We start from the raw sequence: 16423 nt of genomic DNA on the forward strand, positions 1-16423 counted from the left end.
GTCGCGTGGTCAGCTGCACCCGATTGGAGAAGACGGGGGCTTTGGACCCTACTTCAGGTTCCGGCGCCGCCCCTAGCCTGAGAGAAGCAGAGCGGCGCACGGCCGCCCTGCCGGACTCCGGGAGGCACACGGTGAAATCGGCAAACACAAGCATCATCGGCGGCCTCGTTTTGATGGTGGTGGGTGTGCTGTGGCTGCTGGACCGGCTGGGCGTGGTGGAGAGCGCGGCCGTCCTGGCGCCGCTGGTTTTCGCCGGCGCCGGGGTGTTGTTCCTGTCCCTGTTCGCCCGGCGCCGGGAGAACTGGTGGGCGGCCATCCCCGGCTCGGTATTCCTGGGCCTGGCGGCCGTAGCCGCCGCCACACAGTTCACCGGGAACGGTGCGGCCGGAGCCTTCCTGTTCCTCTTCATGGGTGCAGGGTTCGCGGCGGTCTACCTTCGGGAGCGCGCCAATTGGTGGGCGCTGATCCCGTGCGGCGTGATGCTGACACTGGCACTGATCGTGACGCTCCCGCAGCAGCTGCAGGGCACGCCTGTCGCGGCTGTCCTGTTCCTGGGGCTGGCGACCACTTTCGGTTCCCTGTCCCTCGTCCCGGTCCGGACTGCTGACCACACAGAACGCATGAAGTGGCCCCTGATTCCCGCTGCCGTGCTTGCAGTGCTGGGAGTGATTTTCGCGCTGCAGTCCATGGCACAGCTCATTCCCCTGGACTTTGCCGTTCCGGCGGTCATGATCCTCGCCGGGATCGCCCTGATGGTATACGCCTACTTCGCCCGTCACGACAGGCAGCACAACATCCAGGGACCCAGCGCCGGCTGACCCGGCGCCCGGCAGCGGTTTTAGGCCGTCCTCGATTCCTCGGCCACGTGCCGTCCGCCGGATTCCGCCTCGGCCAACTCCCAATGCCGCCGGAGCCCTTCGGCGAGCCGCTGGGGTTCGATGCGGTGCGGGGGGTCGAAGTGGTGGCGCCGGGGGAACACTTCCAGGTGGAAGTCCGGGAAGAAGACCCTGGCAAGCCTTGCTGCAACGTCACCGTAGTCGTCCGGATGGCTCAGGCCGCCAAGGGCAAAGAACACCGGATGGCTGAAGGCGGCCAGCCGGGACCTGTCCAGGTTGTAGTCTTCGAAGGTCCTGAGGAACGCCTTGATGCCTGCCGGCCGCTTGGCCATCCACGGCGGCGGGGGACCGGGCTCCGGCGGCGGAAGGACGACGTCGGGCCTCACCCCGAGCCGCATGAAGGCGGGCAGGAACTCCCCAGGAGGGAGGGCTTCCAGTTGCTTGTACCCCTTCCGGTGCTCTGCGTAGGCCGGGCTCCAGTCCCAGTTTCCCGCCCAGGCCGGCTCGAGCAGCGCCAGGCTCTGCAGCCTGTCGGGGTGTGTGGCGGCCAACGCCAGCGCCACGGAGCCGCCACCTGAGTAGCCCGCCAGATGGAACGTGTCCCAGCCCCGCGCATCAGCCTCGCGCAGGACGCCGTCGACCTCCGTGTCCAGGGTCCAGTCCGCGGAAGGTTGGTCGTCCTTGTAGAGCTCGAGGTCTTTGGCGACCGCCTGGACACCGGGCCCGAGGGCCTCAACCAGGGCGGTGTAGGCGAGGTCTGCGGGCAGGACGGCACCGGGTAGCAGGATGGCCCGAATCGGTTGCATGGGAAAACCCTACGCCGCAACCGGCGGTAAACAAGGGGGTTTCAGCAGCAGGCTGCCGCTACTTTTTGACGCTTTTCGGCGCCCTGGCCTTCGGTTCTTTCGCCGGGAGCGTCGACACGAATTCGTAGGCCTTGGTGACCCAGGCCTTGGCCCGGGCGTCGTCGCCGTCGCCCTCCTCGTTCCACACCTCGGGGAGACCGGAGTAGCCGGCCATGGGGCGGTCGGCCGGGCCGAACGGGACCGTGCGCTCAGAGGATTCCAGCATCACCCGGTCCTCGTCCGAGAGCTTGACGCCGATGGTGGGGCCGAAGAGTCCGGCGAACATGTTGCCGTTGACGAACGCGCCCAGGTTGCCGAACATCGGCTTCACGACGACGCCGGGCTGGTCCGGCACCACTGACCGGAAGCGTTCCTTGGCTTCCTCGCTTGCCTTGGGCATCTCCATGGCTGGTTCCCCCGTTCAAAGAGTGCTGCTCGATGTGAGTGCAGACTATGCCCATTCGCCGGGCTGGTCGAGGGGCCCTGCCGGTGCCCTGTGACCTACCCGGCTAGGCAAATCTGAAAAGTCCTGTAGTGTTGAGCCTGTTGTTGTGTTTATGCAGTTGGTAGTTCAGGCAGTACGCGCGGTCGAAAGTCCGTGTTCTTCTGAAGTAGCGGTTTTTGAACACCCCACACCGGAGGGCCCGAAAGTCGGGACGTTCCCTCCACCTTCACGAAGGACAAAAATAATGGCTACTGGCACCGTCAAATGGTTTAACGCTGAAAAGGGCTTCGGCTTCATCTCCCCGGACGACTCCTCGCAGGACGTTTTCGCGCACTACTCCGCGATCAACTCCAACGGTTTCCGCTCCCTCGAAGAGAACCAGAAGGTTTCCTTCGACACCGAGCAGGGCCCCAAGGGTCCCCAGGCCACCAACATCCAGGCTCTCTAATCACTTAGAGTTCCGGGACCGTTAGGTTTCTTGAAGCAGGGTCTGTCCACTGGGCAGGCCCTGCTTTTGTTAACCCAGGCGCGCTTCACTCATCAGGGCTTGGGCTACGCACGTCCTTCTCGCCGATATCGGCCGCACCCAGAGCGGCGGCTGCCGCGCTGTGCGTGGGCTCGTGCTCGCGGACGCGGATTTCAGGGTGGTGCAGGTCCAGTGCTGGGCGTTCCGAACGGATGCGCGGCAGGGACGTGAAGTTGTGCCGCGGCGGCGGGCAGGACGTTGCCCACTCGAGCGAGGCACCGAAGCCCCAGGGATCATCCACTTCAACCTTACGAGTGCTGCGCGCGGTGATGAAGACGTTCCAGAAGAACGGAATCAGCGAGGCACCCAGCAGCATCGACGAAATGGTGGAGAACTGGTTCATCCAGGTGAAGTTGTCCTCCACCAGATAGTCCGCATAGCGGCGGGGCATGCCTTCCACGCCCAGCCAGTGCTGGATGAGGAAGGTGCCGTGGAAGCCCAGGAAGAGCATCCAGAAGTGGATCTTGCCCAGGCGCTCGTTCAGCATCTTGCCCGTGAACTTGGGCCACCAGAAGTAGAACCCGGCGAACATCGCGAACACCACGGTGCCGAACACCACGTAGTGGAAGTGGGCCACCACGAAGTAGGAGTCGGAGACGTGGAAGTCCAGCGGCGGGGAGGCCAGGATGATGCCGGTCAGGCCGCCGAACAGGAACGTGATGAGGAAGCCGATGCTCCACAGCATGGGCGTTTCGAACGTCAGCGAGCCGCGCCACATGGTGCCGATCCAGTTGAAGAACTTCACGCCGGTGGGCACCGCAATCAGCATGGTCATGAACGCGAAGAACGGCAGCAGGACCGAACCGGTGACGTACATATGGTGCGCCCACACCGTCATGGACAGCGCCGCGATGGAAATCGTGGCGTACACCAGGCCCTTGTAGCCGAAAATCGGTTTGCGGCTGAAGACCGGGAAGATCTCGGACACGATGCCGAAGAACGGCAGGGCGATGATGTACACCTCTGGATGGCCGAAGAACCAGAACAGGTGCTGCCACAGAATGGGGCCGCCGTTCTCCGGATTGTAGATGTGTGCACCGAAACGGCGGTCTGCGCCGAGCGCGAACAGGGCGGCCGCCAGCGGCGGGAAGGCCATGATCACCAGCACGGACGTAATCAAAGTGTTCCAGGTGAAGATCGGCATCCGCCACATGGTCATGCCGGGGGCGCGCATGCAGATGATGGTGGTGATGAAGTTGACGGCGCCGAGAATGGTGCCGAAGCCGGAGAGCGTAAGCCCGAAGACCCACAGGTCCCCGCCCAGCCCCGGACTGAACGTGGTGTTCGATAGCGGGGTGTAGGCGAACCAGCCAAAGGATGCGGCGCCCTGCGGGGTAATGAAGCCGGACACGGCGATGGTGGAACCGAACAGGAAGAACCAGTACGCCAGGGCGTTGAGCCGCGGGAACGCCACGTCCGGGGCGCCGATCTGCAGCGGCATGACAAAGTTCGCGAACCCGGCAAACAGGGGCGTGGCGAACATGAGAAGCATCACGATTCCGTGCATGGTGAACAGCTGGTTGTACTGTTCCTTGGTCTGCAGGATCTGCATGCCGGGCTGGAAGAGCTCGGCGCGGATAAGCAGCGCCATCACGCCGGCCAGGCTGAAGAACACGAAGGACGTGATCAGGTATAGGAACCCGATGGTCTTGTGGTCCGTGGTGGTGATCCAGTTGACCACCACGCGGCCCTTGCTCCGGGGAACGACGGCAGGCGCCGTTACGGATCCTGTACGTGACTGTCCGGTGATGGCCATTTTCCACCTCACAGCTGTTCCTGCACGGCCGGGCGACCTTGCTTGGGCCCTACTAGCAGGCTACTCAGGATCGGGACCCCCGGAAAGGGGCCGGACGGATCCCTTGCTCCTCTGGCGGTTCCCTAGTGCAGCCCCATCGCCTCGCGCACTTCGTCCAGGATGTGGTGCATGGCCCGTTCTGCTACAACGGTGTCCCCGCGCGCCACCGCCGCCGCAACATCCTCATGCGCCTGCAGCGCCTCATTCCGTGGCTTGAACGGCATGAGCCCCTGCTTGGTGCGGCTGGTCAGTACCTCCGCCACCATGTCCTCCAGCGCCCGGAACATCTCGTTGCCGCAGCTCCTCAACAGCAGGCGGTGGAATTCGATGTCCGCGGCGAGGAAGGCCTGCAGGTCGCCCGCCTCGCCCAGCCTGCGCAGTTTAGTTCCGAGGGCAACGAGCTGGGCTCGTTCCGCCGCGCTCGCCCGGCGTGCGGCGCCGGCAGCAGCGATGGGTTCGACGGCGATGCGCAGCTCGGTCAGGCTGCTGTACTGTTCGGCGCGCCGCTCGGAGGCAAGGCGCCACCGCACGAGCTTGGGATCGTAGACGTTCCACAGGTCCGGCTCCTGCACCACGATGCCCACGCGGCGGCGTGAGTAGACGAGGTTCATGGATTCCAGGACCTTCATGGTGTCCCTCGCGACCGTGCGGGAAATGCCGTATTCCTGTTGCAGTCCTTCAAGGGTCAGCCGGCTGCCGGGGGCCAGCCTGGCTGAGGCAATGGCGATGCCTACGGCCTCCAGGACACGCTCATGCATGGCGGGGGACGCCCCGCCGTCGTTCGCGTCATCCGCGTCCTGTACTGTCGCCGTCGACATTCTGTTCCGCCTTCCCGCGCCGAAGCGCATCCTCAGGATAGCGAAGAATGCACAAAAGGTATGACTTGTGACACGAAAAGATAGTATCTATCTCAATAAAAGGTGATACCTTATCGCGTAGCCCAGTTCATCACGGGCCCGCAGCGAGCTTCTTCGAAAGCCAAAGACGTCTTCTCCGGAGGTATGAAAACATGCAGTATCCACCCACGCATCTCGTGGTGATGGGCGTTGCCGGATCCGGCAAATCCACCCTGGCGGCAGCCCTGTCCAAGCGGCTGGGCTGGGCCTGTGCCGAGGCAGACGAATTCCACCCGCCGGCCAACATCGCCAAGATGACCCAGGGCATCCCGCTGCAGGACGAGGACCGCTGGCCCTGGCTGCGCCAGATCCGCGACTGGATGAGCGGGCAGGCGCAGGCCGGCCGCAGCACCGTCCTGACCTGCTCGGCGCTCAAGAAGAGCTACCGGCAGCTGCTGTCCGAGGCCGAAGGTAGGGTCCTCTTCCTCCATCTCGAGGGCGGCGCGGACCTGATCAGCCAGCGCATGCAGGGCCGGGAAGGCCACTTCATGCCGCCCACGCTGCTGCCCAGCCAGCTCGCCACGCTCGAGGCGCTCAGCCAGGAAGAGCTCGACGCCGGCAGCCTCCGACTCGATATCTCCCGCTCGCCGGAAGAGCTGGTTGCCGCCGTCGTGCAGGCACTGAAGCTTCCCTCCGGACAGGCGCCCTGCGACCCGTAAAGCCCCAAAACCCCAACACAAAGTTCTGTTTCAAAGGAGAACCATGACCATCGAAGGATGGACCCAGACGCTGGGAGCAGGCCCCCTGCTGCTCATCGCCGCCGCCGCGATCCTCGCACTGCTGTTCCTGATCATCAAGTTGCGCGTGCACGCCCTGATCGCACTGATCCTGATCAGCCTCGCCACCGCCTTCGCCACAGGCATCCCGGCCAACCAGGTGGTCCCGGTGCTGATCAACGGCTTCGGCACCACGCTTGGCACCGTGGCACTCCTGGTGGGGCTGGGCGCCATGCTCGGCCGCATCGTGGAAACCAGCGGCGGCGCCAAGGTGCTGGCCGACTACCTCATCGGCGTCTTCGGTGAAAAGCGCGCCCCGTTCGCGCTCGGCCTCGCCTCACTGATCTTCGGCTTCCCCATCTTCTTCGACGCCGGCCTGGTGGTCATGCTGCCGGTGGTCTTCGCCGTCGCCCACCGTTTGGGCGGGGGAGTGCTCCGCTTCGGCCTCCCCGCGGCCGGTGCCTTCTCCGTGATGCACATCTTCCTGCCGCCGCACCCGGGCCCCGTCTCCGCCTCCGCGTTCTTCGAGGCCAATGTCGGCCTGGTGACCATCGCCGGCCTTCTCGTCGCCATTCCCACCTGGTACGTCACGGCCTACCTGTATGGCCTGTACGCCGGCAAGAAGCTGGTCCTGCCCGTGCCGGAAATCCTGGGCCACGCCTCCGCAGAAGCCGAGTCCCACCCGCCCCGCTTCCGCACCATCGTGGGGCTGCTGCTTCTGCCGCTGGTCCTGATCTTCATGAACACCGGCCTGAACACCCTCGCCACCGCCGGCGTCCTGCCCGAAGGAGTAAAGGACGAGCAGTGGTACCAGGTCCTGCGGACCCTCGGTGAAACCCCGGTGGCCCTGCTGATCGCCGTGCTGGTGGCGATGTTCGTACTCGGCGCCAGGCGCGGCAAGGACGCCGGAGCCCTGGAGAAGCTGCTCGAGTCCTCCCTCGGCCCGGTATGCTCCGTCATCCTGATCACCGGCGCCGGCGGCATGTTCGGCGGCGTGCTCCGCACCTCCGGCATCGGCCAGGCACTCGCCGACGTCCTGGGCAACCTGGGCATCCCGCTGATCCTGGCAGGCTTCCTGATCTCCTCCATCCTCCGCATTGCCCAGGGTTCGGCAACGGTTGCCCTCACCACCACCGCGGGCCTCATCGCCCCGGCCGTGGCAGCGGCCGGGCTGAACGGTATGCAGGTGGCCGCCATGGTCCTGGCCGTGGCCGCCGGTTCCGTGGTGGTGTCCCACGTGAACGACTCCGGCTTCTGGCTGGTGGGCCGCTTCTTCGGCATGGACGTCAAGACCACGCTGAAGACCTGGACCGTCATGGAAACCCTGATCGGTGTGATGGGCTTTGCCATCGCCGCGCTGATCTTCCTGGTGGCCGGGCTGGCGGGCTGACCCTCCCAACTACCTACTTACTTTGCGGCGGTCCGGCGGGTGGGAACACCTGCCGGACCGCCGTCGTTGTCTACTTTTGTGCGTCTCCGCCAGGTGCGCCGTCCGCCAGACTAAAGGAAACCTCTTGACTCCTCGCACCATCGTGATCACCGGCGCCAGCGACGGTATCGGCGCGGCATCCGCCCGTTCGCTTGCGAAGGCTGGGGAGCAGGTGGTCATCGTGGGCCGCTCCGCCGAGAAGACGCGCGCCCTCGCCAAGGAATTGGATGCGGACTACTTCCTCGCCGACTTCGCGGAGCTGGACCAGGTCCGCACCCTCGCCGCGCAGCTGAAGTCCGACTACCCGCGCATCGACGTCCTCGCCAACAACGCCGGCGGCATCATGGGTAAACGCAGCCTCACCGTGGACGGCAACGAGTCCACCTTCCAGATCAACCACCTGGGCCCGTTCCTGCTCACCACGCTGCTGATGGATACCCTCACGGCCAGCAACGCCAAGGTCATCAACACCGCCAGCGCGGCGAACGGCTTCGGCAGGCTGGACCTGTCCGACCTCACCGCCGAGCGCCGCTACTCCACCAACCGCGCCTACGGCACCGGCAAGCTCGCCAACATCCTTTTCACCTCCGAGCTGCACCGCCGGTTCAGCAACAACGGAATTACGACGGCGGCGTTCCACCCGGGCGTGGTCCGCACCAACTTCGCTGCGGAGTCCACGAGCCCCTTCCGGCACGCCTACAAGACCCTGCTCAACCGGTTCATGCTGAGCCCGGAGCAGGGCGCGGACACCATGCTCTGGCTCATCAACGGCACGCCGGGCACCGACTGGTTCTCTGGTGCCTACTACGCCAAGCGCGCCCTGGCCAAGGCCAACCCGCAGGCCTACGACGCCGAGCTGGCCCGGGGCTTGTGGGAGAAGAGCGCTGAACTGGTGCGCGCCGGCGACTAGAGGTTTCGGCCTGACCGGAATGCGCGACTTTTAGGCTCCAGCGCAGACGCAGACCCTGAAAGTCCGGGTGCGCCCGAGCTGAGCCAGCTCAAAATCCGCGCGTCTTGGTCGCCGCTGTTGCGGCTACTCGCACCCGACGCCGTCGTTGTCACGGTCCAGCCCATAGGGGTCGCCGCCGATGACCTGCACCGGGCCTCGCACATAGGCCGGTCCATTGCCACTTCCGCCGGCGCAATCGACGTCCGAGGCAATGGGGACGCACCCGGAATAGTTCGGGTCGCAGCCCGAAGGTGCCGGGGGAGCGGCGGATGTGGCCGGTGCCGGAGTAACGTGTTGCGATTCGGAGGGCGTTGCCGGGGCGGGAGTTGGGGTTTCAGGAGGTGCCGGTGCAGCAGGTTCAGGTGTAAGCGGCGCCGACTCGTCCGGCTGGGGTGCTGAACGATGAATCTTGATCGATTCCTGCGGGCTGCAGGTGGACAGCCCTAGCCCTGCCTGGCCAGTGACTCGCCTATGATCCGGGCGCCCTCCGGGTAGGCGCCCGGGTTGGGCCCCGCGAAATTCAGGCGGACGAACGCCCCGGCCGGTTCCGCGGGAAACCACTCCGTCCCGGCGGCGATGATCACGCCGTTGTCCTCGCAGTCGCGTGTCAGCCGGGGCAGGTCCGTCCCGTCCGGCATCCGTAACCACAAGTTCAGTCCGCCCTTGGGCAGGAGCTCGATGTGTGCCTGCCGAACGTGTTCACGGATGCTGGTCACAAGGAGGTCCCGCCGCGACTGCAGCTGCTGGCGCAGGCTGCGCAGATGCGTCTGCCAGCCCGGCTGCGTCACCACATCCAGCGCCGCGGCCTGCAGCAGCCCGCTCACGTACATCGACTCAGCCGCCCGGTGGGCCAGGATGCGCTCGCGTGCGGGCCCGCGGGCCACCACCGCCGCCACGCGGATGGCCGTGGAAACGCTCTTCGTCAGCGAGCGGATGTAGACCACGTGCCCCACATCATCCCGGGTGGCCACCGGCACGGGGTCGGAGGTGATGCCGAAGTCGTGCGCCCAGTCGTCCTCCACAACAAATGCTCCGTGCGCCCGCGCCACCTCCAGCACCGCCTCCCCACGCCCCGGCGCCCACTGCGCGCCGGTGGGGTTGGCATAGTTGGGCTGCGCGTAGAACACCCGCGCCCCGGTTTCCGTGAATGCCCGGGCCAGTTCTGCCGGAGCCGGTCCCTCGGGTCCGCTCGGCACCGGGACCACCCGCACACCGGTCTGCGCCGCGGCAAGGATCGCGCCCCAGTATGTGGGTGACTCCATCAACAGCGGCTGTCCGGCACCCACCAGCGCCCGGAAAATCGAACTGAGCCCGCTCTGGCTTCCGGGCAGCACGATCACATCATTAGGCATCGGGGGAGTGAAGCCGGCAGGAGTAGCGGAACCCAGTTCATGCGCGAACCACTGCTGCAGCTCCGGCATCCCGGCCGCCGGCGGGCGGGACAGTGCGGCGCTGCCGCGCGCGGCCCGGGTCAGCGCGCCCCGGACCAGCCGCTCGGGCAAAAGCTCCCGGTCCGGGTATCCCGCGTGGAACGAGATGGCGCTGTTCGGCACGTCGCGCATGGTGCTGGAGGAGGGCAGGATCGACGACGGCGAGCGCAGCGCCGCCGTCTGCCAGCCGTAGTCGGAGGGCCGGGCCGTCCGGACGGCACGCACGAACGTCCCCACCCCCGGCCGGCTCTCGATCAGCCCCTGCGCCGTCAATGCCTGCAGCGCCTTCTGCACCGTCACGGGGCTGGCCTGGTACTCCGCCACCAGCTGCCGGGTGGAGGGCAGCCGGGCGCCGGGGGCAGCACCGGAAATCCAGCCGCGGAGTGCCAGGACGATCCGCGAACTGCTATCGTTGTTCATGAGAGACAATAGTAGCGCTACTGTCCAAGTCCGCCCACCGGTACCGCCCGGTGCAAAGGCGCAGACCGGGCTCTGGTGGGGACTCCTGGGCGTGGCGGCCTTTTCCTTCACCGTTCCCTTCACCCGCGTAGCCGTTGAGGGCCTGGATCCGCTCTTCATCGGCTCCGGCCGCGCGGTCATCGCCGCAGGCCTGGCCGCCGCGGCCCTGGCACTCACGCGGCAACGGCTACCCGGGCCCCGCACCTGGGCGAGGCTCGCGCTGGTGGCCGGAGGCGTCGTCGTCGGCTTTCCCCTCCTCACCTCCTACGCCCTGACCGCAGTACCCGCCGGGCACGGTGCAGTGGTTATCGCGCTTCTGCCCGCCGCCACGGCCACGGCCGCCGTGCTGCGGACGGGCGAGCGCCCGCCCCTGGCGTTCTGGCTGGTCGCAGGCCTCGGCTCGCTGGCGGCGCTCGGCTTCGCGTTCCTGCAGTCCGGCGGGATCGGGCACCTGCACTGGGCCGACCTCCTGCTGCTGGGCGCCGTGGCCTGCGCCGCGGTCGGCTATGCCGAGGGCGGCCTGCTGGCACGGGAGGTAGGTTCCTGGCAGACCATCGCCTGGGCCCTGGTCCTTGCCGCCCCGCTGATGCTGGCCCTTGCCGCCGTGTCCGTCGCGGACCGGCCCCCGCAGGCCACACCCGTCCAGTGGGCAGCCTTCGGCTACCTGGCCGTGGTGAGCATGTTCCTCGGGTTCTTCGCCTGGTACCGCGGGCTGGCCGTCGGGCCCATCGCCCAGGTCAGCCAGGTCCAGCTCCTCCAGCCCGTCATGAGCATCTGCTGGGCTGCGCTCCTGCTGGGCGAGGCCCTCACCTGGGCCACCGTCCTCGGCGGCCTTGCCGTGGTCGCCTGCGCCGGCGGCGCCGTGCGCGTCCGGCTGAACCGCCCCGCTTCCTGACAAGCCCCTGCCCAACCTGAAAGGACCCCAGATGTACATTCCCGCCCACTTCGCCGCCGGCCCCGACGCCCTCCAGCACCTCCTGTCCCGCCCTGCGGCGGCCAACCTGGTCACCATGACGGAGCACGGCCTGCAGGCCACGCTGCTGCCGTTCGTCTATGAACCGTCGGTGGGAAAGCATGGCGCGCTGCACGCCCATGCCGCGCGCAACAACCCGCAGTTCTCCAGCCTGCCCGTTGGAGAGGCGCTCGCAATTCTTCAAGGGCCCGATGCCTACATCTCCCCGTCCTGGTACCCCTCCAAGGCCGAGCACGGCCGCGTGGTGCCCACCTGGAACTACTCCACCGCCCATGTGTACGGCCGGCTGGTGATCCATGACCAGGCCGGATGGCTGGCCCGGCATGTGCGGAGCCTCACGGATCTGCATGAGGAAGGGCGGGACCATCCGTGGAGCGTGGACGATGCACCGGAGCGGTTCATCGCGGGGCAGCTGCGCGCCATCGTGGGGGTCGAACTGCTGATCACCCGCATCGAGGCAAAGGAAAAGTTGAGCCAGAACCGCTCCGCAGCCGACGCCGGCGGAGTCATCGCCGGCCTGCGGGCAGCCGGGCAGGAAGCCAGCGCCGCCGCCGTCGAACGCGTGCGCGGCTGAGCCGCAGGGGAAAGGTCAGCTGGCGCGCTCCAGCAGGACCATCACCTCGTAGTGCATGGTCTGCGGGAACATGTCCAGGACCCGGGCACGCCGGGCCGTGAACGAGGGGAGCGCGGCCAGGTCGCGGGCCAGTGACTGGGCGTTGCAGCTGGAGTAGACCACGTGCTGCACGTCCGAGGACTCCAGCCAGCCGCAGAGCTCCTTGCCGATGCCGCGCCGGGGCGGGTTGACGATGACCAGCTCCGGCGAACGGTCCGCCCCGAGGGCAAACGCGGTGGCATCGCCAGCCTGGAAACTCACGCGATCCAGGCCGGCCTCCTTGCTGCTGAGTTTGGCCGAGACGATGGCCTCCCGGCTTGTTTCGATCCCGGTGACGTCCCGTGCGGGTCCGGCGCAATGCAGGGCGAAACCGCCCACGCCGCAATACAGGTCCCAGACCGACGCCGGATCCAGCTCATCCACCCATTCCCGCCCCTGCCGGTAGAGCGCTGCGGCCATCGGGGTGTTCGTCTGGAAAAAGCTTTGCGGCCGCAAGTGCAGGTCCAGTCCGTTGACCCGCATCCGCAGCGTGGACTGCTCCGTCAGCAGGATCTCGCGCTCGCCCTCCAGTACCGCCTTGTGTTCCGGGTGCAGATTGACCGAGACCACCTTCACCTGCGGCAGCGCGGCCAGGAGCGAGGGGAAGTGTTTCCGGATCCGGGGCAACAGCTGCTCGGAGCGCAGGACCAGGCGGAGCATCACCTCGCCGTCGGGGGACTCGGTGATGATGATGTGCTTGAGCTCGCCGCGGCGCTGCGGCACGTCATAGGGGGTCAGCCTCGCCTGTCCGATGAATCCGGCCAGCACCGGAAAGCAGGCCAGCAGCCCCGGCGAGCAGACGCCGCATTCACGCAGGTCCACGCCCTGGCCGTCGGCATCAAGGATGCCGATGGTCGGGTTTTGCGCCGTCCCGCCGATCACCATTTTGGCCTTGTTGCGGAAGCCGGACTCCTGGCTCCCGACGGGCAGCAGCCACTCCAGTTCGGTGTGCGGTGAGAGGAGCGTCTCGCAGTGCCCCTGCTTGCCGGCGAGCTGCTGCGCGTAGGGCACGCCCATCTGGGTGCAGGAGCGGCAGGCGGCGGCGTCGAAGTAGGAACAATGCATGACCGGACAATTTTACCCGCCCGCGGAAACCTCGACGGCGGCACCCGGCCCAGCGCCACCGTCGTACCCCGGTTCTGCGGCCGCAGCCGAAGGCAACGTAACAACGTGCAATATAAGCATGCATCCATGTATTTGGAGACCGTTTCTTCGGCAAGCGTGCTAGTTTCGGCACTGCCGCCGTTCACTTCTTCGGTGACCACTGCCGCAGGCGCGCGGTGCACCACACCCCTACTGGAGACGCCCATGGAACCCTCATCACCGCTGACCCTGGCCTCACCGCCGGATACATCCCCAGCCGAGTCGGGGCTCCGGCGCTCCATGGGGCCGCGGCACCTGGTGATGATCGCCATGGGCGGCGTGATCGGTTCGGGACTGTTCCTGAGCTCGGGCTACACCATCTCGCAGGCCGGACCGCTCGGCGCGGTCATCGCCTACCTCATCGGCGCCTTCGTGGTGTACCTGGTGATGGCCTGCCTGGGCGAACTCGCCATTGCCTACCCGGTGTCCGGCGCGTTCCATATCTACGCCGCCCGCTCCATCGGACCGGCCACGGGATTCGCCACGGGCTGGCTGTACTGGCTCTGCTGGGCCGTGGCCATCGGCTCCGAGTTCACCGCGTCCGGCCTGCTGATGCAGCGCTGGTTCCCGGACGTGGAGGTCTGGGTCTGGTGCCTGGTGTTCGCCGCGGTCCTGTTTGGCTTCAATGCCGTGTCCTCGAAGTTCTTCGGCGAGGCCGAGTTCTGGTTCGCCATTGTGAAAGTGGCCGCGATCATCGGCCTCATCGTCCTGGGCGGCGCGGCCCTGTTCGGCTTCCACCCGCTAAGTGCCGGTGGCAGCCACCCCCACCTGTTCGAGAATTTCAGCACCGAAGCCGGGCTCTTCCCGAACGGATTCACCGGCGTCCTGGTCACCGTGCTCGCCGTCTTCTACGCCTTCTCCGGTTCCGAACTGATCGGCGTCGCGGCGGGTGAAACAAAGGACCCGGCCACCAGCATCCCCAAGGCGATGCGCACCACCGTGATCCGCCTGCTCATCTTCTTCGTCGGAGCCATTGCCGTCATCGCCGCCACCATCCCCTACACCGAGGTGGGACTGGACGAGAGCCCGTTCGTGACAGTGTTCTCCGCCGTTGGCATCCCGTTCGCCGCCGACATCATGAACTTCGTCATCATCACCGCACTCCTGTCCGCCGGCAACAGCGGCCTCTTTTCCTGCGCCCGCATGCTCTACTCCCTCGCCGACGAAGGCCACGCACCCCGCGCCTTCATAAAGCTGACGCGCCGCGGCATCCCGCTGGTGGCACTCGCCGTCAGCATGGTGGGCGGCCTCGCCTCCCTGGTTAGCAGCGTGGTGGCCCCGGAGACGGTGTACCTGGTCCTCGTGTCCGTGGCCGGCTTCGCCGTGGTGGGCGTATGGATGTCCATCACCGCCTCGCACTTCTTCCACCGCCAGGCGTTCGTCCGCAGCGGCGGCAACGTGGCGGACCTCGCGTACAAGGCCCCGCTGTTCCCGCTGGTGCCCATCCTGGCGTTCACCCTGTGCGTGGTTTCGCTGGTGGGCATCGCCCTCGACCCCACCCAGGTGGCCGCGCTCTACTTCGGCATCCCCTTCGTCGCTGCCTGCTACGCCTGGTTCCACGTCCGGCACGGGCGCAAGGCTGCCGCTGCCAGGCAGGGCTAGGGACGGACGACGGCGGCCGCGCCGCAGGTGCGCTTCAGGCACCTGCTCTACTGGGCGCCGTCGTTCATTGTCCCTTTCTTCCCCGCCGGGCGTGGCGCTGCCGTGGAAGAATGGGGCGGGATTACCGGCCGGAAGGGGCATGTGAGCGTGGAATCGTCCGCCGAGGCGTCGTCGATGGCGCAAGGGCTGCGCCTTGTGCGGCTGGTGGCGGACCGGGAAATCCGCGGCCGGCAGCTGCTCGGGGTTTCACAGCTCGCCGCCGAGCTGGGCATGGACCAGAGCAGGGTCTCGCGGCTGGCCCAGGAACTGTGCGACGTGGGCCTGCTGGAGCGCGCGGACCGCGGCCCCTTCCGGACCGGCCCGCGTTTCTTCACCCTTGCCGCCTCACTCAACACCGGTTGGGTCCGGCAAGGGAAGACCGAGCTTGAGGCGCTGGTGGCCGCCCTGGGGCTCCGGGCAAGGCTCTCCGTTCGGGACGGCTTCCGCGTGGTCCTGCTCCGTGCCTCCAGCAACGACGCCGGTCCCGGAAGCTTCGTGAAGCCGGGGATGGTGACGCCGGTGTGGTGCACCGGTGCCGGGCGGGCACTGTTGTGGGACTTTGACCGCCCCGGCCTGGACGCGCTGCTCGGCGGGGTGAACTTTATCGGGATCGGCGGTCCGGGGGCTGCCCACACCACCGCCGAGGTCTGGGGGCTGATGGAACGGGACCGGGCCGCCGGGTTTGCTGCCGCCTACCAGGAATTCGAGCACGAGGTGGTGGAAATTGCCCTTCCCATCCGCGATGCCGCCGGCCGCATCACCGCTTCGCTGAGTGTCCTGGGCAGCCGGGCCGAGCTGGCGTCCGGCGCTGTTGCTGCCGCCGCCGCTGCCCTGCACGGGGCGGCGGAGCGGCTCGGGGCATCTCCAGCCGCCGGCTGATCGGCTTGTAACTAGCCCTCGGGCCGGTAGCCCAACCGGGTCTCGAGCCACTGTCCCTGCGGCACCAATGCCGCGGCGCAGCTGTCCCGCTTCGGTTCCAGCCGGTCCTTGATGCCCACAATCTGCAATGCCGCCACTACGTCGCCCTTGAAATCGCGAACCGGGACGGCCAGTGAGTAGAGCCCCGGTTCGGCCTCCTCGTCAACGATCGAGTAGCCGCGTTGCCGCGCTGCCTCCAGCCGGGCGAGGAAGTCTTCAATGCCGGTGGGAGTGTTGGGACCGTGGCGGACAAAGTCGACGCCGGCAAACACCGTCCGCACTTCGGCCTCCGACGCTTCCCACAGGACGGCCTGCCCGGCGTCGCTGCAGTAGGCGGGGTACGGGCGGCCCAGCCAGGATCCCACCAGGTTGCTGCTGGCGGGGACGCTCTCACCGATGGTGACGGTGCTGTCACCGTGCAGCACCCCGAGGAAGCAAGCCTCATCAGTGGCTGAAGCGAGGCTGTCCAGGGCTGTGCCGCCGTCGGTCTGCAGCCGACGTTCGGTCAGGATCTGGGCGTCGGTGAGGAGCGACCAGTCAAGGGCGTAGCTGCGGGACGTGCGCGAGAGGAAGCCCTCGTGCTCGGCGCTGCGGAGGTTGCGGGAAACCTGGCTGCGGTCCCTTCCCAGGTCCGCCGCGATGTCGGCAACCGTGCCGCCCGGAAGCCCTGCCGCATGCCGTGCCCCCACGGCCAGGACCGCCTGGATTCCACGGCCCATGCTGGAGGTTTTCGACATGGATGTGAGTCTAGTGGACCGGCTCTCCCGGCC

General features: G+C 67.1%; 16 protein-coding genes. 9 read left to right on the top strand and 7 right to left on the bottom strand.

Translation table 11 applies throughout. The annotated features are described in order from the left end of the window. Positions 1-131 precede the first annotated feature (131 nt). Positions 132-818, top strand: coding sequence for a hypothetical protein (locus tag AC5RUO_RS09815; protein ID WP_494103415.1), 687 nt, complete (start codon positions 132-134; stop codon positions 816-818). 20 nt (positions 819-838) lie between these two features. Here AC5RUO_RS09815 and AC5RUO_RS09820 read toward each other — a convergent pair whose 3' ends face one another. Further along, positions 839-1642, bottom strand: a complete 804-nt coding sequence (locus AC5RUO_RS09820) for an alpha/beta fold hydrolase (RefSeq protein WP_494103416.1) — start codon at positions 1640-1642, stop codon at positions 839-841. A gap of 58 nt (positions 1643-1700) precedes the next feature. After that, the gene (locus AC5RUO_RS09825) at positions 1701-2087 is read right to left on the bottom strand and encodes a TfoX/Sxy family protein (protein WP_494103417.1); all 387 of its coding nucleotides are present in this window, start codon (positions 2085-2087) and stop codon (positions 1701-1703) included. 283 nt (positions 2088-2370) lie between these two features. Here AC5RUO_RS09825 and AC5RUO_RS09830 point away from each other — a divergent pair, with 283 nt between their 5' ends. Beyond that, the gene (locus AC5RUO_RS09830) at positions 2371-2574 is read left to right on the top strand and encodes a cold-shock protein (protein WP_009372930.1); all 204 of its coding nucleotides are present in this window, start codon (positions 2371-2373) and stop codon (positions 2572-2574) included. A gap of 85 nt (positions 2575-2659) precedes the next feature. Here the strand turns inward: AC5RUO_RS09830 and ctaD are convergent, their stop codons facing one another. Both ctaD and AC5RUO_RS09840 read right to left on the bottom strand, forming a co-directional pair. After that, entirely contained in the window at positions 2660-4408 is a 1749-nt protein-coding gene (ctaD, locus tag AC5RUO_RS09835; RefSeq protein ID WP_494103577.1) for an aa3-type cytochrome oxidase subunit I, read from the bottom strand. Between the two features lie 122 nt (positions 4409-4530). After that, complete coding sequence (locus AC5RUO_RS09840; RefSeq protein WP_494103418.1) at positions 4531-5265, bottom strand: FadR/GntR family transcriptional regulator; 735 nt, start codon at positions 5263-5265, stop codon at positions 4531-4533. Positions 5266-5456: 191 nt separating this feature from the next. Between AC5RUO_RS09840 and AC5RUO_RS09845 the strand changes: the two genes are divergently transcribed. The 3 genes from AC5RUO_RS09845 to AC5RUO_RS09855 all read left to right on the top strand — a co-directional run bounded on the left by AC5RUO_RS09845 (position 5457) and on the right by AC5RUO_RS09855 (position 8398). Then, on the top strand, positions 5457-6002 hold the full coding sequence (locus AC5RUO_RS09845; protein ID WP_494103419.1) for a gluconokinase: 546 nt from the start codon (positions 5457-5459) through the stop codon (positions 6000-6002). Positions 6003-6045: 43 nt separating this feature from the next. Next, positions 6046-7449 carry a GntP family permease gene (locus tag AC5RUO_RS09850; RefSeq protein ID WP_494012191.1) on the top strand — a complete coding sequence of 468 codons (1404 nt, stop codon included), beginning with the start codon at positions 6046-6048 and terminating at the stop codon, positions 7447-7449. 124 nt (positions 7450-7573) lie between these two features. Further along, entirely contained in the window at positions 7574-8398 is an 825-nt protein-coding gene (locus AC5RUO_RS09855; protein WP_494103420.1) for an SDR family NAD(P)-dependent oxidoreductase, read from the top strand. Positions 8399-8880: 482 nt separating this feature from the next. On the opposite strand, the gene AC5RUO_RS09860 is transcribed toward AC5RUO_RS09855, so the two are convergent. Then, positions 8881-10287 carry an aminotransferase-like domain-containing protein gene (locus AC5RUO_RS09860; RefSeq protein WP_494103421.1) on the bottom strand — a complete coding sequence of 469 codons (1407 nt, stop codon included), beginning with the start codon at positions 10285-10287 and terminating at the stop codon, positions 8881-8883. Here AC5RUO_RS09860 and AC5RUO_RS09865 point away from each other — a divergent pair. Both AC5RUO_RS09865 and AC5RUO_RS09870 read left to right on the top strand, forming a co-directional pair. Continuing rightward, entirely contained in the window at positions 10286-11221 is a 936-nt protein-coding gene (locus AC5RUO_RS09865; protein WP_494012188.1) for a DMT family transporter, read from the top strand. The genes AC5RUO_RS09860 and AC5RUO_RS09865 overlap by 2 nt on opposite strands. 31 nt (positions 11222-11252) lie before the next feature. After that, the gene (locus AC5RUO_RS09870; protein WP_494103422.1) at positions 11253-11873 is read left to right on the top strand and encodes an FMN-binding negative transcriptional regulator; all 621 of its coding nucleotides are present in this window, start codon (positions 11253-11255) and stop codon (positions 11871-11873) included. Positions 11874-11888: 15 nt separating this feature from the next. Here the strand turns inward: AC5RUO_RS09870 and rlmC are convergent, their stop codons facing one another. Further along, positions 11889-13016, bottom strand: coding sequence for a 23S rRNA (uracil(747)-C(5))-methyltransferase RlmC (gene rlmC / locus AC5RUO_RS09875; protein WP_494103423.1), 1128 nt, complete (start codon positions 13014-13016; stop codon positions 11889-11891). 243 nt (positions 13017-13259) lie between these two features. Here rlmC and AC5RUO_RS09880 point away from each other — a divergent pair, with 243 nt between their 5' ends. After that, a complete protein-coding gene (locus AC5RUO_RS09880; protein WP_494103424.1) occupies positions 13260-14696 on the top strand; it encodes an amino acid permease in 1437 nt (478 codons plus the stop codon). Positions 14697-14843: 147 nt separating this feature from the next. Beyond that, positions 14844-15614 carry an IclR family transcriptional regulator gene (locus AC5RUO_RS09885; RefSeq protein WP_494103578.1) on the top strand — a complete coding sequence of 257 codons (771 nt, stop codon included), beginning with the start codon at positions 14844-14846 and terminating at the stop codon, positions 15612-15614. Positions 15615-15625: 11 nt separating this feature from the next. On the opposite strand, the gene AC5RUO_RS09890 is transcribed toward AC5RUO_RS09885, so the two are convergent. Beyond that, positions 15626-16390, bottom strand: coding sequence for an IclR family transcriptional regulator (locus AC5RUO_RS09890; RefSeq protein WP_494103425.1), 765 nt, complete (start codon positions 16388-16390; stop codon positions 15626-15628). Between the last annotated feature and the right edge of the window lie 33 nt (positions 16391-16423).

It is taken from the genome of Arthrobacter sp. Y3221087, assembly GCF_059089905.1.